Genomic DNA, 17,600 nt, shown 5'->3' on the forward strand with positions numbered 1-17,600 from the left:
TTAGTGGCTGTGGTTTGCTAATACCCTAGCACTCTACTCAAGTTAACGCCGACATGAAGTTGTTAGAAAATGCCTAATGCTAAACAGAACGTGCTAACGCCGCTCACACGGGATTTTTATAACCGCGACACGCTAGAGGTCGCAAGAGACCTGCTCGGCTGCTGGCTGGTGCGTGAGATTAATGGCGAACAGATGGCCGCGAGGATTGTTGAAACCGAGGCCTATTGTGGGGCTGAGGACTCCGCCTGCCATGCCCACCGCCGCCGCTCACCGCGCACGGAAGCGATGTTCGGGCCACCCGGCCACGCCTATGTGTATCTTGTTTATGGCATGCACTGGCTGCTGAACGTGGTAACGGAGCCAGACGGCTCGCCCTGCGCGGTATTGATTCGTGCGGTTGAGCCCACCGCCAACGAGGACGCCATGCGCGCTATCCGCCAGGCAACCGGTAAGCAGCTGAGCAATGGCCCTGGCAAGCTCACGCGCGCGCTCAGCATTAATAAAGCGCTGTATGGCCATGATATGACCCAGCGCGATCAGCTCTGGATTAGCGCCGCGTCGCATCACGAGCCCGTTGCTAGCGGCCCACGCGTGGGCATTGATTACGCCAAGCCCGAGCACCGCGATGCCCCGTGGCGTTTCTGGTTGGAAGACAACCCGTGGGTGTCTAAAGCGCGCTAGCGCGCACCCGCTGACAAAGTGGGCTGCAAACAACGAACCGCCTGTTCAAGCACCGGCGTTAGCGGCGCACGCCACTGATGCGTTAACAGCGCATCGGCACGGGTGACGCCCAGTGACAGCGACGCCAGCGGCATGCCTCGTTCATGGGCGGCACGGCAGAAGCGGTAGCCGGAAAACACCATCAACGAGGTGCCCACGGCCAGCACGGCATCCGCCTTGGCCATGGCCACCTGCGCTGCCAGCCGCCGTTCGGCGGGCACCACGTCGCCATAAAACACCACGTCAGGCTTTAAGATGCCGCGACAGCGCGGGCAGTCGAAAATACGAAAAGCGCTGAAGTCCGTTTCCAGATCAGCATCGCCATCCGGCGCGTAACCCGCCTGCAGATCAGCAAACGTTGGGTTCATTCGCGCCATTTCGGCATGCATCGCGTGGCGCATCATTTGATAGTCACACGCCATGCACTTCACCATATCCGCGCGGCCATGCAGGTCGATGACGCGGCGCGAGCCTGCACGCTGATGCAAGCGGTCAACGTTTTGCGTCACCAGCTGCTGGATGTACCCTTGCGCTTCCAGCGCGGCTAGCGCCCGGTGTGCACCGCTGGTTTGCGCTTCACGTAGCGCCCTGAACCCGATCAGCGCACGCGCCCAATAGCGCTGACGCACGCCGTGAAACGTCATAAAGTCACCGTGCTGTACCGGCGGCGGTCGCTTCCACTGCCCCAGCGCATCGCGATAGTCCGGAATGCCGCTGTCGGTACTCACGCCGGCACCGGTAATCACCCACAGCTTGGGGTGCTGCTGTATAAAGTCAGCTAGCTCTTTGCCCGACTGAGCAACGTTTTCTGCAATGTCCACGGCCTGCGTCAATCCTTCACCTCTAGGCAATGTTGCTCAAATTCAACGATACTGTATAGCAACAGCGGGCCACGCAACTCGCCCTTGAACAGTTATTGTGCACCCAGGAGAGACTCTTATGCAGCACGATCATGACATTATTATTGTCGGCGGCGGCATGGTGGGCGCGGCACTGGCAGCACGCTTAGGCCATACGGGGCTAAGCGTTGGGCTTGTGGAGCAAGGCGATGCGCCCACCGCGCCCAGCGGCGACTATGACCTGCGCATCTCATCACTCAATGCGCGCTCGCTGGCCTTTATCAAGGCAAGCGGTACCGCTCTGCCGCAAGAGCGCAGCTGCCCTTTTCGCCATATTGATGTCGCCAATCAGGACGGCACCGGCCATTCGCTGTTTTCCGCTGAAGAGAGCGGCATGGAAGACTTCGGCATCTTTATCGAAAACCAAACGCTGCAGTACGCGCTATGGCAGCGGCTGGAACAGCTGCCTAGCGTTAGCTGCTACACCCACTGCGCGCCGATTAGCACAGGAACGGCCAGCAATGCCCGCACGCTGGAGCTAGATAACGGCACAACCCTTAGCGCGCGCTTAATTGTCGGTGCTGACGGTGCGAATTCTACGCTGCGTGCGCTGGCAGGCATTAGCGTGACAAGCTACGACTATCATCAGCGCGCGATGATCATTAACGTAGAAACCGAGCTACCCCAGCAAGACGTAAGCTGGCAAGTTTTCACCCCCACCGGCCCGCTCGCGATGCTGCCCTTACCCGGCCAGCGCGCCTCGTTGGTGTGGTACGACAGAGACGAAACTACCAAAGCCCGCGAACAGCTAGACGATGACGCGCTAAAAACGGCGATTGAAACGGCCTTTCCCAAACGGCTAGGCGGAATTACTCGCATCGTGGCACGGGCAAGCTTCCCCATTAAGCGCCAACACGCGCAGCGCTATATTGGCACACGCTTAGCGCTGATTGGCGATGCGGCGCACGTGGTGCATCCACTAGCGGGGCAAGGTTTAAACATCGGCCTGCACGACGCCGACACGCTGGCCGAGATCATCATCAAAGGCCGCGACGCTGGCGACTCGATCAACCTGCTCCGCTTTGAGTGCCAGCGCCGCGTGGCCAATCAAGCCATGATCGCTGCTACTGACAGCTTTCATCACCTGTTTACCGGCGCCAAGCCCCTGCGCCAACTAGGTGATTTAAGCCTGCAGATTGCCGAACGTTTCCCGCTGGCCAAGCGCATGATGATGCAGCAAGCCAACGGGCTGAATCCGTTTAAAATGCGCTAAATCGCATGGTGGAAGATTAAAAGCGCAGCCATCAATGCCTGCCTATTTCACATCGTAGGAAAAAGTCTCTATGCCACTCGAATAGCCGTCGAAGTTGGAGTGGCATGCCGCAAAATACAGCTCAGCGGCGCTTTCCATGGCACCGGGCACGGCGGTCTCGGAATTTAAGATTAATGCTTCCCCAGAAACTGACGGTGCCGTGTGTGAGCATGTCACATTGACAACCTCGGGTTCTACGTTCCAATTGATCGCGACGCCATCGGGTGACGCGGGGGAATCCTCTCCGTCCTTAAGCCTTGAGTCACCGCTAAGCAGCGTTACTTCCAGTGTTTGCTCTGTCTCTGAAGTGCTAATGGACTTAACGGAAAGCCATTTATTCCAAGCGCAGCCGCCCATTCGACAACTACTCAGCGTGACCTTTCCCTTGGGTTTAAGAAGTGGGGAATAGAGTTCGTTGACGTTGGCTGGCGAAGAGGATTCAGCCCCAGCTTGAGCACCTTCAGCCGGTGCGGAGACTTGCTGGTTGGGAGTCGATTGATTACAGCCAGCAAGTAAAACGATCAGAGCGAATGCAGCAGTTCGGATAGGGAACATATTTTTCTCTATATATAAAAGACGCTAACAATGATTATACGCAAGGCAACATAATCTCAATCAGCGTATCAGCATGCGCATTAATTGAGCTGCTGATAGGACTCTATCTCATTGTTTTAGTTCTAGGAAAATAACGTTCCGGCGGCTTCGTGCGGGCGCCGCCTTGGCCATTGCCGCCCAGTGGGGAACAGTGATTACTTGTCATCTGATGGTATTTGCAGATGATCATCTAAAAACGCACAAATCACCGGGATAATGACATTGCCATGGGTTTCCAAGGCAAAATGCCCCGTGTCGTAAAAGCGAATGTCCGCCTGAGGAATATCTCGCTTCCAGGCTTGTGCCCCCGGCGGTAGAAAGAAGGGATCATGCTTTCCCCATACCGCGAGCAAGGGCGGCTGATACTCGCGGAAGTAGGCCTGAAATTCAGGATACTTGGCAACATTGGTGGCGTAATCCAACAATAAGTCGAGCTGAATATCCGCCATCCCCGGCTGGGATATCTGAGCCCCTTCCAGCGTATAGGCATCCGGTGCTACAGCACTTGTATCGCTAACGCCCTCCACGTACTGCCATTTGATTGACGCCGGCGTCGGAAAGTCGCTAAGGGCATCACGATTCGCCTTAGAAGGATCCTTCCAATACGTCAGGATAGGCTCCCACCCTTCTGAAAGTCCCTCCTCATAAGCATTGCCGTTTTGCGAAATGATGGCAGTGATTTTTGACGGATGAGCCACCGCCAGACGCCAGCCCACAGGTGCACCATAATCGTGAACGGCAATAGCGTAGCGATCGATCTTCAACTGCTCAGTAAATTGATCAATCGTCTTGGTTAGGTTGGCAAAGGTGTACTCGTACTGTCCCCTTGGTGGTGATTGAGTGAAGCCAAAGGCGGGTAAATCCGGTGCCACTACGTGATATCGATGGGCAAGCGCCTCAATCACATCGCGCCACATATACGAGGACGCAGCGAATCCGTGCAGCAACAACACTGTCGGTGCCGCCCGATCACCCGCTTCACGATAGAAGATGTCGACATCACCCACTTTCTCGAAACGATAGTGAACCTGCCCAGCCTTGGCTGTGAGTGCTTCCTGCGTATTAGTCATATTTTCAGATGTCATGGACAACCCCCTAGATAACCATTAATAACTATTTTTGCAGGTTATCCAAAATAATAGTAACCTGTCAACATAGAAATTAAAGGTTACTAGACATGCCGTCAGAAATTGCGCCACCGTTTATCGCAAGCAATCTCGCCCTCGACTTTATGAACACGCAATTTGGCGTAGCAGACGAGCGCCAAGAATGCCTGGACGATGACAGCAGTGTCGTTGCGTGGCTTCAACAGGCGGGCGTGTTGGCCGAATACCGTGAAAGCCCACCATCGGGGATAGCGCAACTCGCTAGAGAATTACGCAACAACATGCAGGACCTTCTTACCTCTGCCCAGCAGGGCCGAGCCGCGGACCCCGCCGTGGTAAATCATGTACTGGAGCGGGGCTACCCCGTTGAGAAGATCGAATGGCAGTCAACAGCATCGGTATTTCAAAAAAAAACCTATCAGCGCAACATGGAAAGCGAGAGCCTGTTGCAGCCTGTCGCACGGGCGTTGGTTCAGCTGCTTACCGAGGCTGACTTGCAGCTCGTTAAACAGTGCGAAGCCTCGGACTGCGTTCTTCTGTTCCACGATCAAACAAAATCTCACCGGCGCCGCTGGTGCAGCATGGCGTCTTGCGGAAACAGAATGAAAGCGGCCGTGCATCGCGCTAGAAAGAGAGAGAAAGCCGACAAGAAGTAACAGATGGCACTTTGTTTAAGAAGGGAAAACCACCACGTCATCCTCCTCTTGCCATGGCTGAAACTTGGTCATGGCCTGCAGAAAGAATGCGTGCTCCAACCAGTTTTCTAACCACCGCTGTAGGTGCGGGTAAGGTAGGCTGTAAAAAACATCGCGATCCACATGGGCGAATTGGCGGACAAAAGGCATGATGCCAATATCGGCAATGGTCGCGTTATCCCCCAGAAGATAAGGCTTTTGAGTCAGCAACGTCTCTAGCACCTGTAAAAAAGCCTCACCCCGTTGCCGGTACTCCGTCTGGGTCATTTCGAGATGACGGTCGGCATATTTATAACGATCCAGCCAATGTTTAAATTCATTATCGTTTTGCTCGATCAAAGCGTTGGCCTGAGTCAAAACCTCTGCGTCTAACAGCCCCTGCGGATCTTGTTGCTCAAGCGCCCACACCATTATTTCTCGGCTTTCCTCGATTACAGCACCATCAAAAAGCTGTAAAACAGGCACAGTGCCTTTCGGACTAATCGCTAGCATCTGGGCCGGTTTGTTTTTCAATATTATTTCCCGCAGCTCCACCTGCAACTCAGCAAACAATAAGCCGAGACGGGCACGCATGGCATAGGGGCAGCGACGAAAAGAGTACAGGCGATGAAGTGAGGGCGTCATGGGTATTTTTCGCAATTGAATCGGGATCAGTAGACTCAGCATCTCTGCTCATTCTAAACATGATGATCAGCTTTGGATAACACTCAAGGCAAGCGCTAAGCTTTGCGGTAACGTAGGAGTCACGAAGCAGTGAAGAGACGGTCCGACAGCGGCGACTAGTTAAATTGCGATCGTTCATATTCCAGACCATGTCATATCCGGAGAATGATTATGGTAACCAATAACCTTGGTGAGTTTATTCGTGTACCAGGGCTTAGAGTAGAAAATTGAATTTAAGACGGCCATTCAACCACAGCAGGTACCACTACCCATGATCAAAACAGCGTTAGCCCTAAGCACAATCATACTCATCAGCGGGTGCAGCAGTGAGAGCGAACCCCCTGCATCAAGTGCCTCTACTTCAGATACTGCAACCGAGCAAAGCCAGCCCGATTATGAGACTACCGATCAATGGGTCGGCCGTTGGACTGGGGTCGAAGGGCTATTTCTGAAAATCAGCAAGGACGAGCCTGCAGACCCCGGCCATTATCTACTTGAGATGCAGTACGGCCTGGATGCCGAGCAAAGCGGAACGTTTGAAGGCCAAGCTACAGACGAAGGCATTAGCTTTAGCCGCGATGACGGTCAACAGCTGCTCCGCGCGGGGGATGGCGAAGCCACCGGCATGAAGTGGCTAGCGGAAAAAGAAGACTGCCTGGTAGTAGCAACAGGTGAAGGCTATTGCCGCGACTGATCTGTCGGCGATTCTTCAAGGGGCGGTGCGATGAAATCGATTATTCGCCCGCCACTTCAGAAAAGTGACCCGATTTATCGAGCGTGTACTCGCCAAAATCCTGCGCTAGATAAAGCGAGCCCGAATAGACGCTCTGAGCCTCCGCTCTGATGTCCTCAATGGAAGGCGACGCATGGGGGCTGGGCTGATAACGGGGGCTGAAGTGCGTCAGCACTAGGTTGGGAAGCTGTACCGTTTCAGCAAACGCGGCGACAAGCTTGGCGTAGCTATGCCCGACATCACCGGCCTTCTGGGCCATCTCTTCGGTGTAGGTGGCTTCGTGTACCAGCACCTGGGCATCTTCGCAGGCATCTACAAGCAGTTCAGGCCGGTCGTTGTCCCCAGCGATCACCACCTTCCTTGGCTTGTTCTTGAAGATTAAGTAGTCATGGCTTTTAAGCCGTTCACCCGCGAACTCAACATCAAACCCTTGCTTCAACTGCCCCCACAACGGCCCTCTCGGAATCCCCTTTTGCGCTAATTTCTCAATATCCAAGGCAGCGTCGATCTTTCGCTCCGTAAACCCATAGGCATAGGACGCCACCCGGTGTGAAAGCCTGAAGGTGGCCACCGCCATGTTCTCAAACTCAACGCTGGGCAGCTCATCCGAGGCGATAAAATCCACGGCGAAGGGCAAGCAAAGCTGCGTGACCTCACAGGTAGCCTCCAACCAGGCTTTGATGCCTGCGGGCGCCACAATGGTAAGCGGTTCTTCCCGGCCACCCATGGCCGCACTCGCCAGTATGCCCGGCAGCCCATAGCAGTGGTCGCCGTGCACATGAGTAATCAAGATGGCTTTCAGTGAATGGAACGATAGTTTCGTGTGCAACACTTGATGCTGGGTGCCTTCGCCACAATCAATTAAGTACCAGCCCTTCCCTTTACTCTCTCGCAAAGCGACGCCGGAGACGTTTCGGGCTTTAGTGGGTACACCGGCGGAGGTTCCCAGAAACAGTATGTTCATATCTTGTTTATACTCTGTTATTCGTAATCGCTTGTGCACACGCGTGGGGCCAAGGCGCTGGGCCAGTTAGCTAAGTTAACATGCACAGGCGTCAAATCATCGCAGTCGCGTCAGTGGCATAAGTGACTACACTGATCATGCAACTCATTCTATGTATAGGAAATATCTGCCATGGAAGCCACGAACGAGAAAGTCTTTATCAGCCCTGCCCGCTATGTTCAGGGTGAAGGTGTAACCGCACGCGCCGGTCACTATATCTCGGCACTCGGGAAAACGGCGCTGCTTATTGCCGACGACGTTGTCTGGAAAATTGCGGGCAAGGAGCTCAGCGCTAGCCTAGAAGGCGAAGGCGTGAGTTTCGAGCGCGCGGTGTTCGAAGGTGAGGCTTCTAACCGCGAAATCGACCGTCTCGTTGAGCTTGGCCGCAAGCAGCAGGCGAAAGTCATCATTGGCTTTGGTGGCGGTAAAACAATCGACACCGCTAAAGGCGTGGCCGAAAAGCTAGGCGCGGCCTGTGCCATACTGCCCACGACCGCCTCCACCGATGCGCCCACCAGCGCCCTATCGGTCATCTACAGCGACGATGGCGAGTTCGAATCCTATCGCTTCTACAGCAAGAACCCCGACCTGGTGCTGGTAGATACCGGCATCATCTGTAAGGCGCCGCCGCGCTTTTTGGCCTCTGGCATTGCCGATGCGATGGGCACCTGGGTCGAGGCGCGCGCCGCCATTCGCGCCAACGCCAACAACATGGCGGGCGGCAAAGCCACCCTGCTGGGCGCGACCATTGGCCAGAAGTGCGAAGAGATTCTATTCGAGCACGCCATGCTGGCCTATCAGGCCAACCAAGCACAAATCGTCACGCCCTCGTTCGAGGCGGTGGTGGAAGCCAATACCCTGCTCAGCGGTTTAGGCTTTGAAAGCGGCGGCTTGGCCGCAGCACACGCTATCCATAACGGCTTTACCGCCCTGCACGGCGAGATTCACAACCTAACCCACGGCGAAAAAGTGGCGTACGGCACGCTCGCGCAGCTGATTCTCGACCAAACGCCACAGGCGGAACTTGAAGAGTATCTGGATCTCTACCTCGCGCTGGGCCTGCCGGTGACCTTGAAAGCACTCAAACTTGACCAGGCAAGCGAAGAAGATCTTTATCGTGTAGCCGAGGCGGCACTGAAGGAAGGCGAATCAAGCCATAATCTGGCGTATGAGCTGACGCCGCGGCAGATCGTCCACGCTATTAAAGCGGTGGATGTGCATGCGCGAGCGTTTATGGAAAAAGTTGGCCTGAGCGAGTAAGGCCTGAAAGGCGGAGTGCTTCGGCGCTCCGCCCTGGTTGTACTTTCCCAGCCGCTACAAGCCACCTCAAACACATAAACCAGCGCATAGTAAAAATGCCACGCGCTTTGAATCCCTCTTAAAAGATTGTTATGTCCATGATCAAAGCTTTACTCAACATCTGGTTCCGGTAAAACAGGGGGCGTACTGTCCATATACGTTAGGAAGTCTTCCCAGATGTCATGCGTTCGCTGTTTCGTTAACCGGGTACGGCACGTAATTCCCATGACGCCTCGAATGGTCCCATCGCGCCATTGCGTATAGACAGAGCCGCAATGGGCAGCGGCATACGCCTGCCACTGCTTTTGAGCCACTTTGATAGCATCGACTAACACAGGGTCAACCGCGTTATGTTCAACGCTCGTTTCCAGATAGTGGGTGAGGTCATCCTCGGCGACCTCTAACTCGATAGCCGCGCACCGATTGGTCTCAAGCGTATTCATTATATTATTGCAATCAAGCTCCTCGTCGTCAGCAACGGCTGATAACGACATGGCAGCAAGAACTAATAGTAAACACTTTTTCATTTTTTCCCCGAAAGCACATAACGTACTGGCTAAGCTGCCGCAGCATAGCGCTACGAGAAGAACTTGTTGGGCTAATTTTTCACGTTTCCGTAGCAGTAGTCACTGTGCACATGGGTAATCAAGATGAATTTCGCCGCATTTTCGACTGGTTTGGAGCCCAGCTAAAAACCAGTCCGGCAACATGTGCTTTCCACAGCCAAAGGCTAATTATAATTTAATTATTCTGGACATGGCGTGCTTTCCCCTGGATTAAGAATGACTTCGTATTGAGTCTGGAAGTCATTGCCGCTATTCCACATTGTAGTGTGTGTTTCAAAACCTACTTTTACGACGCACCAATTCCAAAAAAACACCTCCGAACCGTGAATCATTAGAGATTCAGCGCGCCACTCCTTAATTTTTGGAAAGCTTGCCTCACCTCTATAACTGGTTTTATCCATCATCCTGCTTTGTTCAAAACCATAAGGATAAGAGCTCGATATTAAATATACCCAAGCATTCTGAATGGGCTTTCCTTCACCATCAGTTACGAGAACTTCAGCCTCCGGCTGAAGAGTTTTGTTTATTGGATAAACAACACAGCCTGATAGCAATAGAGTAATCGCTAGTATTATTAATTTCATGTGTGATTAGCTATAACGTTTTACGTAAGGGGCGACCGGAGCCGCAGGCGGAGGGAACCACAAGCGCAGCTTGTGGCCATACCTCTCAACGAAATTGTTAGGCGAGTGGGTTACCACTTATTGAACTCAGCGTTAGGTATTTGCAATGCGGACAAGGATGGCACTGACGACTGAACCAACGCAATACACTCCCTAAGCGACAAGATTGCTTGAAGTGAGCCGCTCTTGTCTTTGACAATAAAGTCGATGAGAACAGAGCCATCCCCATTGACGTAGAACTGCAAGGTTTCATCAAACTGATCAATTAGCCCGAGATGGTTTCCGGGGTGGTTCAACACTCCATTCATTAGCACCTTTATCTCAGGAAAGTCGTGATATGACTGATCTTCCGGCATCCCGAGACCGAAACCTTCGGGGCGCGTATCTTCAAAAAACAACACAAACCCGGGGCGATTTTTTTCAGGCCATTCCGCCATTACTGATGTTCCTTTCTGTCACCTAACGCCCGCATTTGCGGCTGATTTGGAGCGCAGCGGAAAAGCAGTCCGACAACATGGGCTTGTCAGGTGATTTGCCACGCTCGTAGCTACAGATATTTCCCAAAATATTCACCTACAGCCTTATGACAATATTTGTCTTCACCTCGCCAATATTCAACAAAAACCCAGTCATTCCTACCTTTAACGGGTCGATCGTAGCTGCCAGGCTTTAACACACCAATACTGGCTAAAATTTCAATTAATACCTGTCTTTCCGCTTTGCTAGACTTTACGACACCAGCCAATCTTTTTTCCAGAGCACTAGGATAATCTGATGGTTCCGAGAACTCGATGGTTTTCAATATTTCCTTGAAACAATAAATATCTTCATCATCAGGTTCAGGGATATCTGTATTTGCAAATTGGTTTAAGTCAAAGTACGTGTACAAGATATCACCATGGCGGACACCACCCCATTTAATACGCTCAAAATTCAATACGTTTATATCAGTGTCATCATAGTTCTGACGACCCACTACCCCGTATTGGCAATCCCTGCACACCCCGCAGGTATAAGAGTGTGAAGTGAGCTTCCCATCAGTATATGAAGTACCGGAGATAACTGGTATATATTTATGCACTGGTATTTTTTTGGCAATTGAATATGAAGATAAAGAAGATCTCCAGTCCAAACGGCGAGATGTCAGACTACTTAAAAAACCTTTAGCAATTTTCTCTCGTGATATTTCACTAACCAAGTTTTCAATAGCTTCTATGCACGCATCATGAGAAATTGAAATTGGATCAAACATTAAACCTTGTGACTTAGCGTACTCAAAGTTGTCACCAGATAGGACTCTATCTTTGGAGTCAATCCATCCATTCTTCCAGTAGGTGGAGAATAATATTTTCTTCGCTTTCTTATCCATACTCTATTTTTTCACCTAATGCCAAGCTAAGTGGCGCCGCTTGTGGCGTCCTTGCTTGAGCTTTTTGTTAAGGTTTTGTACGGCCAATATCGCTTAGATGATAGAAAACTAAGTACAATCGACCAGAAAATTATTGCAAGCAACAAAATGCTACCAAAAACGCCTGAAGCACCACCGCTAGGGAAAATAAGATGCATTGGCAAATAGTCGATTAGCCCCACCCCAAGAAGCCCCGGAGCGATAATTATGTACCCCGGTATTGCTAATACCATACCTATAGCATTTGCTTCATACACTGATGAAACAAATGAACCAGCTAGAACAAACAGGTAGCCAATCATTCCCAACACTATGCCGGAAGCAATTCCGATTAGAATTCGCATTTCTTCCTCGATAACGTTTGGTTAAGGGGCGGGCTTTAGCGCATCCCAGTGAGCGTAGCGAACGGCTTGAACCACTTGTTAGACGGTGCCAATTATAACCCTCACTATTTATTAGGGAAGTATTCAAGTATCTCATCGCCCGCATCATCAAATAGGCCAGTGGAACGCCAGCCTAGGTGTCGATAAAAGCCATATGAACGAGCTTTCGGGTCGGATGAGCATCCGAGGAAAAGTCTTTCAAACCCTAAAGAGCGGAAAGACTCCATCATTTTATCTAACAGTACTTTGCCAATACCTTTGCTTTCATACTCTGGTAATAGTGCCAAGACAACAATTTCTCCAGCTTCGCTATCACCGAAGCAATAGCCAATAATCCTCCCTTCACTAATACCAACGTAACCAGGTAAGGAGCCATCGCTAATTCCTGCTTTCCAGCTATCTAAAGTAATACCGAGTTCTTCCAATTGTTCGATAGAGAAAGCATTTTCTCTCGTCTTTCCTCTCAAGGCGATGCATTCGGCCGTATCCTCAGGCGTTGCTATCCTGTATGAAACATTCATTAGGGTCCCCATGTTTATTTCTTGGTTGTAGATCTAACGAGGCTGTAGAAAAACCTGATTTAGAGTCATCTCCACCGCCTGTTTCTCTAATTTTCTTCACCCTACCAATAATCTGGCTGGGGAGTATTAATATCGGCATTCAGCCACTAAAGTGCGCGCCTAACGCCAGTTAAGAGGGCTATGTTGCTCTTATGAAGCGACATATCCCGCTCCTGGCCCTTCAAGACGCAGCCAAATGACCATAATTCGCTAACCTCTCAAACTAGCGGTTGGCGTTTTCCTCGGCCACCTTACGAAGCGCATCGACAAGCACGTCAGTTGGCTGGGCACCGGAGATCAGGTAGCGACCATCGAGGATAAATGCCGGCACGGCGCTTACCCCTGCCTCCATGAATTTCTGCTCTGCCGCTCGAACGTCATCCGCGTATTGATCGGAGCGGGCGATGGCCTCGGCAGTGTCACCGTCAAGCCCAACCTCGATGGCCTTCTCACGCAAAACCGCTGGGTCGGCAGGGTTTTTCGCCTCACCGAAGTAAGCCTCGAACAGTGCCAACTGCAGCGCCGTCTCTTGATGCTGCGTTCCGGCCCACGCCAGCACGCGGTGGGCAGCAAAGGTATTGTTCGCCCGACGCTCCAGGGCACCACGGAAATTCAGCCCAAGCTCATCGGCCACCGCCATAATCTCGCGCTGGGACTGCTCCATGGTAGCCGCATCCTTGCCGTACTTGCGGCATAAGTGCTCCAAAATCGGCTCGCCTTCGGGCGGCATATCCCGGTTCAACTCAAAAGGCTGCCAGACCAGCTCAACGTCGATCTCTCCATCGAGTGTCTCTAATGCTTGCTCTAAGCGCCGATAGCCAATCGCGCACCACGGGCATGCCACATCGGACACCAGGTCGATTCTTACCTTCTGCATTTTTTACATCCCTTCGACATATCCCAGAATTCGATCACACTAAAGAAAGCATGTTACGTGTATGTAGTGAGTAACGGCAGTACTGATTAAGGAGGCCACCATGGAAAAAGCAGCTGTGTTTAAAAGCAACCGAAGTGAAGCATGGGATAGCTGGTTTGATGGCCAAAGTGTCACCGCAGACTTTATGAGTGAACGCGAGCAGCCAACCGAACAGGAGCGCGAGGGGTTTTGATGCTTAAGTACCTGCTTGACACCAATATCTGCATGTTCACCATCAAACATAAACCTCCCCATGTTCGTGAGACCTTTAACCAGCATAGCGACCAGCTCTGCATCAGCAGCGCGACTGGACGTTCTCGACTACGACCCCAGCGCCGCCTACCACAGTAGCGAGCTGGCCAAAGCGGGCACGCCCATCGGCCCATACGATCAGATGATTGCCGGGCATGCTCGTTCAAGAGGCCTGATTCTGGTAACCAATAATCTAGGTGAGTTTAGTCGCGTACCTGGCCTTAGGGTCGAGGATTGGATTTAAGCCCACTCTACATACACCACTTCCTCACTAAATCGTCATTGCTTTAAGTAACCGCCTTCCCAGCCGCAGCGTTAGGTCGAAACACGAAGAGACTACTCGCCTGCCACTTCAGAAAAGCGGCCCGCTTTATCCAAGGTGTATTCGCTAAAATCCCGCGCCTGGAAAAGCGAGCCTGAATAGGCATTCTCGGTTTCTTTGCGGATATCTTCGATGGAAGGCGATGCATGGGGGTTGAGCTGGAAACGGGGGCTAAAGTGCGTCAGCACCAAATTGGGAAGCTGTACGGTTTCGGCAAAAGCGGCGATCAGTTTGGCGTAGCTATGCCCGACATCACCGGCCTTCTGGGTCATCTCTTCGGTGTAGGTGGCTTCATGCACCAGCACCTGCGCGCCCGCACACGCCTCAAACAGCAAGTCAGGCTGGTCATTGTCCCCAGCGATCACTACTTTTCTCGGCTTGTGCTTGGATATCAGGTAGTCATGGCTTTTTAACTGCTCGCCCGCAAACTCAACATCAAATCCTTGCTTCAACTGCCCCCACAATGGCCCTCTCGGAATACCCTTTTGGGTCAACTTTTCAATGTTTAAATCGGCGTCGACCTTTGTCTCCGTAAACCCATAAGCATAGGACGGCGCTCGGTGTGAAAGCCTGAACGTGGACACCGCCATGCTCTCAAACTCAACGCTGGGCAGGCCGTCCGAGTCGATAAACTCCAAAGCGAAGGGCAAACATAGCTGCGTTGCCTCACAGGTAGCCTCCAACCATGCTTTGATACCTGCGGGCGCCACAATGGTAAGCGGCGCTTTCCGGCCACCCATTCCCGCACTCGCCAGTATGCCCGGCAGCCCATAGCAGTGGTCGCCGTGCACGTGGGTAATAAAGATGGCTTTCAATGAATGAAACGACAGCTTCGTGTGCAAAACCTGATGCTGGGTGCCCTCACCACAATCGATCAGATACCAGCCCTTCCCCTTGCTCTCTCGCAAGGCGATGCCGGAGACGTTTCTGCTTTTGGTGGGTACACCGGCGGAGGTGCCTAGGAACAATAAATTCATATCCTATTTGTACTCTCGCTTTGGGAACAAGGCGATGGATTGCCAGTCAGCTCAATTTAAACAGTCATGCTTTTACGATGATGAGTAGCCGTACCTCAATGCAGTTAAGCCCTGCCAACATCCGCCAAGCTTAGGGACGCCGCTTGCAACTAAAGTATTAGTGCATCTACTACTGGCGCGGCTTTGTAGTGTGGACGAAGCCGAAACAAAAAACCGTCGCCTTATTTACATTGTTAGGTTTTGAATCCAGGTGGGATGTCCCAAAGTTGTATCTCAATATAGAGTTCAAAGTCCGTTTCCCAATATCGCTCATAAGGAACCATCTGGTCATTGTCAGGAACTCCAAACCGGTCAAAGAGCTCACTCATCTCGCTAAGCAGAAACACTTGATTGAAGTAAGGCTTATCGTCTCGGGATAACGCAATAAAGCTATCCGGATAGGTCAAGGACGTTGTTTCAGGGTCAAGCTTCGATAGAGGTATTTTTAGCTCACTTTGGTCAGCGTTCAAATTACGAAACCAAGGAGATTCTCCAAGCACGAGATAATAGGGATGACGACGGCGCGGCTTACCTCCTCGCGCAACGAAAAGTTCACGCAGCCGTGCTTCAACCTTTGTGCGAACTTCAATTTAGTTCCTGCCGTAGCGACGTCGATAGCCGGGATCACGCTGATGACGCGTCAGAAGATCTAAGAAGATTGGATCTTCTGAGCCCGCGGGAAGTTTGGAGAGACTCCGAAATGGGCCAATCTCAGGTAAATAGTAGTGGGTAGTAATTTCTGGAAGTCTCATCTCAATATCACGCCTGACAGTGATTCTGCGCGCCACTGCAAAACTTCAATCAATGCGCCGCGCGTTTATTGAAGTTTTACATCCAATCGACGGCAGCCCATAGCAGTGGTCGCCGTGTACGTGGGTAATAAAGATGGCATTCAAGGAATGGAACGACAGCTTCGTGTGCAACACCTGATGCTGGCTGCCCTCACCACAATCGATCAGGTACCAGCCCTTCCCTTTGCTCTCTCGCAAAGCGACCCCAGAGACGTTTCTTTGCTTGGTGGGCACGCCTGCGGAGGTGCCTAAGAACAGCAAATTCATAGTTTGTTCGTAATCTATTTCGGACTTGCTTTAGGAACAAGGCGGTGGATTGCCTGTTAGTCGTTCATAAAGTATCTACGAACTCTTAGACTGGTATCTTCCGGCATTGGCGTAATGTGTAATAATCGTTAGATGCTTATCGGTAGTCAGCAAAGTTTCGATTTGACCGCTGCAATTTAACTTAATGCGGGACATAAGCGGAGGGGTGAACACCTGCCGTCACCCCGTCCGTTCAATAAACTTGCTAGCGCTATCCCACTCCAGTAAAGAAATGGACAAATAGAAGATTGGCCACGATACCTGTAACGACACTAGTAAATATGGAGACGCAAAACATTACCCAATCACGTTGCTGCTGCTCTAAGAACTTTGCCCGGTGCTTTTCTGCCTTCTTTGATAGGGTAACAAAACTATACGGTCTTTTGCTTGCCGATGACTCGACCCATCCTGCCAAGAGCATCGATACAATAAGCGCTAGAACCAAAAATCCTAGAGTAACGAAGGTGAAGCGCGTCCAAACTCCAGATACCAAAATATCCATAAGAAAGTCAATCTGGGATTGCAGGTACTCGGTGCTATCTTGATTAACAGTCCGCACATTCTGAAGATTCTCAGTCTGGCCTCTCACAAACCGAGAGGAAGCCCCAAAGGCACCGCCTATAGCCCCAAGAAAGAAAAAACTTCCTACAAAGAAACTGATACGGCGGCTATGTCGCTGAGCAAAACGAGCAAGTAAGCCCTCAACCCGCAAGAGTGATTCTACATGGCCGGAAAGAAGGGATTCGATGTCGATCCCCCAAGTGCGGTCAGTATGCCTCACTCTAAGCATGACCCCTAATTGCCCTAGCATGCGCAGCCCACTTAAAGTATCGAAGTTAACCACGATACCTCGCCGTCTGTTCATGTCGCTGATAAATGACAAATCTATGTCTTGCTTTTCGGGAGTTTTTTTTATTTTGAAACTTAATCAAGTAGGACCAAGACAAGACAACCCCAGTCGAGACGAGCGGCTTAACTTCAGTGTAATGCTCCATTTCATCCAGCCCATTCAATAACACTGACGAGCTATCCTCATATAATATTCGGATCGTGAAGTGCACTAAAGAGGCTTCATTCTGCTGCCTAACCCGTTGATCAACGAGATGAAAGGTATTAATCACATCCTGTCGCGAAACGTCGAAAGGCCCAGAAAAACCTTTTTCAATTGTTTGAGGCTTTCCAAGCAGACCCGAAACGAACTCACCGAAATCCTCAGGAGTACACGGAAGCATGATTCCGTAGCCGTTTCCCCTACCCTCTAGCTGTACGTCATGACTCATGAATATCTTACCGTCTTAGTTCTTAGGCGCTAACACTGATTATACATCTAGCGATATAACCTCAGTGAGTGCCGATACATTTATTGAGGTTATCCTGCCTTCATAACTGACTCTAACCCTCCGCTCTTAGGAAGCAAAGCATATTTTGGCAGCGTAAACAAAATTCTCTCTGTTTCTTGCTTCTAATTCCCGCAATACTTTAATTCCATCTCT

Annotated in this window: 21 protein-coding genes and 1 pseudogene; 7 read left to right on the forward strand and 15 right to left on the reverse strand. The window is 51.5% G+C overall.

Going from position 1 to position 17,600, the window contains the following annotated elements:
- Positions 1 to 69: 69 nt before the first annotated feature.
- Positions 70 to 681, forward strand: a complete 612-nt coding sequence (locus CIK78_RS16605; RefSeq protein WP_096282015.1) for a DNA-3-methyladenine glycosylase — start codon at positions 70 to 72, stop codon at positions 679 to 681.
- Here the strand turns inward: CIK78_RS16605 and CIK78_RS16610 are convergent.
- Positions 678 to 1,553: an NAD-dependent protein deacetylase gene (locus CIK78_RS16610; RefSeq protein WP_096282016.1), complete on the reverse strand. Its 876-nt coding sequence runs from the start codon at positions 1,551 to 1,553 to the stop codon at positions 678 to 680. The genes CIK78_RS16605 and CIK78_RS16610 overlap by 4 nt on opposite strands.
- A gap of 106 nt (positions 1,554 to 1,659) precedes the next feature.
- Here CIK78_RS16610 and CIK78_RS16615 point away from each other — a divergent pair, with 106 nt between their 5' ends.
- Positions 1,660 to 2,832, forward strand: a complete 1,173-nt coding sequence (locus tag CIK78_RS16615; protein WP_096282017.1) for a UbiH/UbiF/VisC/COQ6 family ubiquinone biosynthesis hydroxylase — start codon at positions 1,660 to 1,662, stop codon at positions 2,830 to 2,832.
- A 42-nt stretch (positions 2,833 to 2,874) separates the two neighbouring features.
- On the opposite strand, the gene CIK78_RS16620 is transcribed toward CIK78_RS16615, so the two are convergent.
- Both CIK78_RS16620 and CIK78_RS16625 read right to left on the reverse strand, forming a co-directional pair.
- Positions 2,875 to 3,426, reverse strand: a complete 552-nt coding sequence (locus CIK78_RS16620; RefSeq protein ID WP_096282018.1) for a hypothetical protein — start codon at positions 3,424 to 3,426, stop codon at positions 2,875 to 2,877.
- 194 nt (positions 3,427 to 3,620) lie between these two features.
- Positions 3,621 to 4,550, reverse strand: a complete 930-nt coding sequence (locus tag CIK78_RS16625) for an alpha/beta hydrolase (protein WP_096282019.1) — start codon at positions 4,548 to 4,550, stop codon at positions 3,621 to 3,623.
- Between the two features lie 92 nt (positions 4,551 to 4,642).
- Here CIK78_RS16625 and CIK78_RS16630 point away from each other — a divergent pair, with 92 nt between their 5' ends.
- Positions 4,643 to 5,227 (forward strand): ABATE domain-containing protein, encoded by a 585-nt coding sequence (locus CIK78_RS16630; RefSeq protein WP_096282020.1) that lies wholly within the window; start codon positions 4,643 to 4,645, stop codon positions 5,225 to 5,227.
- A 15-nt stretch (positions 5,228 to 5,242) separates the two neighbouring features.
- Here the strand turns inward: CIK78_RS16630 and CIK78_RS16635 are convergent, their stop codons facing one another.
- Complete coding sequence (locus tag CIK78_RS16635; protein WP_096282021.1) at positions 5,243 to 5,932, reverse strand: glutathione S-transferase; 690 nt, start codon at positions 5,930 to 5,932, stop codon at positions 5,243 to 5,245.
- A gap of 268 nt (positions 5,933 to 6,200) precedes the next feature.
- On the opposite strand from CIK78_RS16635, the gene CIK78_RS16640 reads away from it, so the two are divergent.
- Entirely contained in the window at positions 6,201 to 6,623 is a 423-nt protein-coding gene (locus tag CIK78_RS16640) for a hypothetical protein (RefSeq protein ID WP_096282022.1), read from the forward strand.
- 40 nt (positions 6,624 to 6,663) lie between these two features.
- Here CIK78_RS16640 and CIK78_RS16645 read toward each other — a convergent pair whose 3' ends face one another.
- Positions 6,664 to 7,626, reverse strand: a complete 963-nt coding sequence (locus tag CIK78_RS16645; RefSeq protein WP_096282023.1) for a ribonuclease Z — start codon at positions 7,624 to 7,626, stop codon at positions 6,664 to 6,666.
- A 171-nt stretch (positions 7,627 to 7,797) separates the two neighbouring features.
- On the opposite strand from CIK78_RS16645, the gene CIK78_RS16650 reads away from it, so the two are divergent.
- Positions 7,798 to 8,925: a glycerol dehydrogenase gene (locus tag CIK78_RS16650; RefSeq protein ID WP_096282024.1), complete on the forward strand. Its 1,128-nt coding sequence runs from the start codon at positions 7,798 to 7,800 to the stop codon at positions 8,923 to 8,925.
- Between the two features lie 149 nt (positions 8,926 to 9,074).
- On the opposite strand, the gene CIK78_RS16655 is transcribed toward CIK78_RS16650, so the two are convergent.
- The 7 genes from CIK78_RS16655 to CIK78_RS16680 form a co-directional block, all read right to left on the reverse strand.
- Complete coding sequence (locus CIK78_RS16655) at positions 9,075 to 9,491, reverse strand: lysozyme inhibitor LprI family protein (RefSeq protein ID WP_096282025.1); 417 nt, start codon at positions 9,489 to 9,491, stop codon at positions 9,075 to 9,077.
- A 218-nt stretch (positions 9,492 to 9,709) separates the two neighbouring features.
- Complete coding sequence (locus CIK78_RS17820; protein ID WP_141393051.1) at positions 9,710 to 10,114, reverse strand: carboxypeptidase regulatory-like domain-containing protein; 405 nt, start codon at positions 10,112 to 10,114, stop codon at positions 9,710 to 9,712.
- Between the two features lie 110 nt (positions 10,115 to 10,224).
- Positions 10,225 to 10,590, reverse strand: coding sequence for a hypothetical protein (locus CIK78_RS16660; protein WP_096282026.1), 366 nt, complete (start codon positions 10,588 to 10,590; stop codon positions 10,225 to 10,227).
- Positions 10,591 to 10,700: 110 nt separating this feature from the next.
- Positions 10,701 to 11,522, reverse strand: a complete 822-nt coding sequence (locus tag CIK78_RS16665; protein WP_096282027.1) for a hypothetical protein — start codon at positions 11,520 to 11,522, stop codon at positions 10,701 to 10,703.
- A gap of 26 nt (positions 11,523 to 11,548) precedes the next feature.
- Positions 11,549 to 11,905 (reverse strand): hypothetical protein, encoded by a 357-nt coding sequence (locus CIK78_RS16670; RefSeq protein WP_096282028.1) that lies wholly within the window; start codon positions 11,903 to 11,905, stop codon positions 11,549 to 11,551.
- 104 nt (positions 11,906 to 12,009) lie between these two features.
- The gene (locus CIK78_RS16675; RefSeq protein WP_096282428.1) at positions 12,010 to 12,465 is read right to left on the reverse strand and encodes a GNAT family N-acetyltransferase; all 456 of its coding nucleotides are present in this window, start codon (positions 12,463 to 12,465) and stop codon (positions 12,010 to 12,012) included.
- A gap of 262 nt (positions 12,466 to 12,727) precedes the next feature.
- Complete coding sequence (locus CIK78_RS16680) at positions 12,728 to 13,381, reverse strand: DsbA family oxidoreductase (protein WP_096282029.1); 654 nt, start codon at positions 13,379 to 13,381, stop codon at positions 12,728 to 12,730.
- Between the two features lie 100 nt (positions 13,382 to 13,481).
- On the opposite strand from CIK78_RS16680, the gene CIK78_RS18130 reads away from it, so the two are divergent.
- Complete coding sequence (locus CIK78_RS18130) at positions 13,482 to 13,613, forward strand: virulence-associated protein MvpT (RefSeq protein WP_096282030.1); 132 nt, start codon at positions 13,482 to 13,484, stop codon at positions 13,611 to 13,613.
- A gap of 60 nt (positions 13,614 to 13,673) precedes the next feature.
- Positions 13,674 to 13,916: a PIN domain-containing protein gene (locus CIK78_RS16690; RefSeq protein WP_343218233.1), complete on the forward strand. Its 243-nt coding sequence runs from the start codon at positions 13,674 to 13,676 to the stop codon at positions 13,914 to 13,916.
- Positions 13,917 to 14,008: 92 nt separating this feature from the next.
- On the opposite strand, the gene CIK78_RS16695 is transcribed toward CIK78_RS16690, so the two are convergent.
- The 3 genes and pseudogenes from CIK78_RS16695 to CIK78_RS16710 all read right to left on the reverse strand — a co-directional run bounded on the left by CIK78_RS16695 (position 14,009) and on the right by CIK78_RS16710 (position 16,951).
- Positions 14,009 to 14,971 (reverse strand): ribonuclease Z, encoded by a 963-nt coding sequence (locus CIK78_RS16695; protein ID WP_096282031.1) that lies wholly within the window; start codon positions 14,969 to 14,971, stop codon positions 14,009 to 14,011.
- 881 nt (positions 14,972 to 15,852) lie between these two features.
- Positions 15,853 to 16,068: pseudogene (locus CIK78_RS16705) on the reverse strand (MBL fold metallo-hydrolase); the annotation flags it as partial.
- Positions 16,069 to 16,318: 250 nt separating this feature from the next.
- The gene (locus CIK78_RS16710; protein WP_141393052.1) at positions 16,319 to 16,951 is read right to left on the reverse strand and encodes a hypothetical protein; all 633 of its coding nucleotides are present in this window, start codon (positions 16,949 to 16,951) and stop codon (positions 16,319 to 16,321) included.
- Between the last annotated feature and the right edge of the window lie 649 nt (positions 16,952 to 17,600).

It is taken from the genome of Halomonas sp. JB37 (assembly GCF_002332255.1).
In the GTDB taxonomy this organism is placed as follows: Bacteria; Pseudomonadota; Gammaproteobacteria; order Pseudomonadales; family Halomonadaceae; genus Vreelandella; species Vreelandella casei.

What these genes read in the sequence shown, in the direction of transcription:
- CIK78_RS16605 (WP_096282015.1), top strand. Translation starts at nt 70, where the DNA reads ATGCCTAATGCTAAACAGAACGTGCTAACGCCGCTCACACGGGATTTT.
- CIK78_RS16615 (WP_096282017.1), top strand. Translation starts at nt 1,660, where the DNA reads ATGCAGCACGATCATGACATTATTATTGTCGGCGGCGGCATGGTGGGC.
- CIK78_RS16620 (WP_096282018.1), bottom strand. Translation starts at nt 3,426, where the DNA reads ATGTTCCCTATCCGAACTGCTGCATTCGCTCTGATCGTTTTACTTGCT.
- CIK78_RS16625 (WP_096282019.1), bottom strand. Translation starts at nt 4,550, where the DNA reads ATGACATCTGAAAATATGACTAATACGCAGGAAGCACTCACAGCCAAG.
- CIK78_RS16630 (WP_096282020.1), top strand. Translation starts at nt 4,643, where the DNA reads ATGCCGTCAGAAATTGCGCCACCGTTTATCGCAAGCAATCTCGCCCTC.
- CIK78_RS16635 (WP_096282021.1), bottom strand. Translation starts at nt 5,932, where the DNA reads ATGCTGAGTCTACTGATCCCGATTCAATTGCGAAAAATACCCATGACG.
- CIK78_RS16640 (WP_096282022.1), top strand. Translation starts at nt 6,201, where the DNA reads ATGATCAAAACAGCGTTAGCCCTAAGCACAATCATACTCATCAGCGGG.
- CIK78_RS16645 (WP_096282023.1), bottom strand. Translation starts at nt 7,626, where the DNA reads ATGAACATACTGTTTCTGGGAACCTCCGCCGGTGTACCCACTAAAGCC.
- CIK78_RS16650 (WP_096282024.1), top strand. Translation starts at nt 7,798, where the DNA reads ATGGAAGCCACGAACGAGAAAGTCTTTATCAGCCCTGCCCGCTATGTT.
- CIK78_RS16655 (WP_096282025.1), bottom strand. Translation starts at nt 9,491, where the DNA reads ATGAAAAAGTGTTTACTATTAGTTCTTGCTGCCATGTCGTTATCAGCC.
- CIK78_RS17820 (WP_141393051.1), bottom strand. Translation starts at nt 10,114, where the DNA reads ATGAAATTAATAATACTAGCGATTACTCTATTGCTATCAGGCTGTGTT.
- CIK78_RS16660 (WP_096282026.1), bottom strand. Translation starts at nt 10,590, where the DNA reads ATGGCGGAATGGCCTGAAAAAAATCGCCCCGGGTTTGTGTTGTTTTTT.
- CIK78_RS16665 (WP_096282027.1), bottom strand. Translation starts at nt 11,522, where the DNA reads ATGGATAAGAAAGCGAAGAAAATATTATTCTCCACCTACTGGAAGAAT.
- CIK78_RS16670 (WP_096282028.1), bottom strand. Translation starts at nt 11,905, where the DNA reads ATGCGAATTCTAATCGGAATTGCTTCCGGCATAGTGTTGGGAATGATT.
- CIK78_RS16675 (WP_096282428.1), bottom strand. Translation starts at nt 12,465, where the DNA reads ATGAATGTTTCATACAGGATAGCAACGCCTGAGGATACGGCCGAATGC.
- CIK78_RS16680 (WP_096282029.1), bottom strand. Translation starts at nt 13,381, where the DNA reads ATGCAGAAGGTAAGAATCGACCTGGTGTCCGATGTGGCATGCCCGTGG.
- CIK78_RS18130 (WP_096282030.1), top strand. Translation starts at nt 13,482, where the DNA reads ATGGAAAAAGCAGCTGTGTTTAAAAGCAACCGAAGTGAAGCATGGGAT.
- CIK78_RS16690 (WP_343218233.1), top strand. Translation starts at nt 13,674, where the DNA reads ATGTTCGTGAGACCTTTAACCAGCATAGCGACCAGCTCTGCATCAGCA.
- CIK78_RS16695 (WP_096282031.1), bottom strand. Translation starts at nt 14,971, where the DNA reads ATGAATTTATTGTTCCTAGGCACCTCCGCCGGTGTACCCACCAAAAGC.